The organism is Lactobacillus porci (genome assembly GCF_009695985.1).
In the GTDB taxonomy this organism is placed as follows: Bacteria; Bacillota; Bacilli; order Lactobacillales; family Lactobacillaceae; genus Lactobacillus; species Lactobacillus absianus.
In genome coordinates this window covers 1-1,180 of record NZ_VUMX01000079.1, presented here as the reverse complement: position 1 = coordinate 1,180, position 1,180 = coordinate 1, and the positions used below count along the sequence as shown (strand labels likewise).

Below are 1,180 nucleotides of genomic sequence, written 5' to 3'. Positions count from 1 at the left end.
GGTTATCCCACCGACTTCGGGCATTGCAGACTTCCATGGTGTGACGGGCGGTGTGTACAAGGCCCGGGAACGTATTCACCGTGGCGTGCTGATCCACGATTACTAGCGATTCCAGCTTCGTGCAGGCGAGTTGCAGCCTGCAGTCCGAACTGAGAACAGCTTTAAGAGATCCGCTTGCCCTCGCGGGTTCGCTTCTCGTTGTACTGCCCATTGTAGCACGTGTGTAGCCCAGGTCATAAGGGGCATGATGACTTGACGTCATCCCCACCTTCCTCCGGTTTGTCACCGGCAGTCTCACTAGAGTGCCCAACCTAATGCTGGCAACTAGTGACAAGGGTTGCGCTCGTTGCGGGACTTAACCCAACATCTCACGACACGAGCTGACGACAGCCATGCACCACCTGTCTCTGCGTCCCCGAAGGGAACGGCCTATCTCTAGGCTTGGCGCAGGATGTCAAGACCTGGTAAGGTTCTTCGCGTTGCTTCGAATTAAACCACATGCTCCACCGCTTGTGCGGGCCCCCGTCAATTCCTTTGAGTTTCAACCTTGCGGTCGTACTCCCCAGGCGGAGTGCTTATTGCGTTAGCTGCGGCACTGAGAACCGGAAAGTCCCCAACACCTAGCACTCATCGTTTACGGCATGGACTACCAGGGTATCTAATCCTGTTCGCTACCCATGCTTTCGAGCCTCAGCGTCAGTTGCAGACCAGAGAGCCGCCTTCGCCACTGGTGTTCTTCCATATATCTACGCATTCCACCGCTACACATGGAGTTCCACTCTCCTCTTCTGCACTCAAGAAGGACAGTTTCCGAAGCAGTTCCCCGGTTAAGCCGGGGGCTTTCACTTCAGACTTATCTTTCCGCCTGCGCTCGCTTTACGCCCAATAAATCCGGACAACGCTTGCCACCTACGTATTACCGCGGCTGCTGGCACGTAGTTAGCCGTGACTTTCTGGTTGATTACCGTCAAATAATGGCCAGTTGCTGCCACTATCCTTCTTCACCAACAACAGAGCTTTACGATCCGAAAACCTTCTTCACTCACGCGGCGTTGCTCCATCAGACTTGCGTCCATTGTGGAAGATTCCCTACTGCTGCCTCCCGTAGGAGTTTGGGCCGTGTCTCAGTCCCAATGTGGCCGATCAGTCTCTCAACTCGGCTATGCATCATTGCCTTGGT

1 rRNA gene is annotated in these 1,180 nt (G+C 54.7%); it reads right to left on the bottom strand.

Features of this window, described 5'->3' with window-relative positions:
- Window positions 1-1,180: ribosomal RNA gene (locus FYJ62_RS10535) — 16S ribosomal RNA — on the bottom strand; the annotation flags it as partial.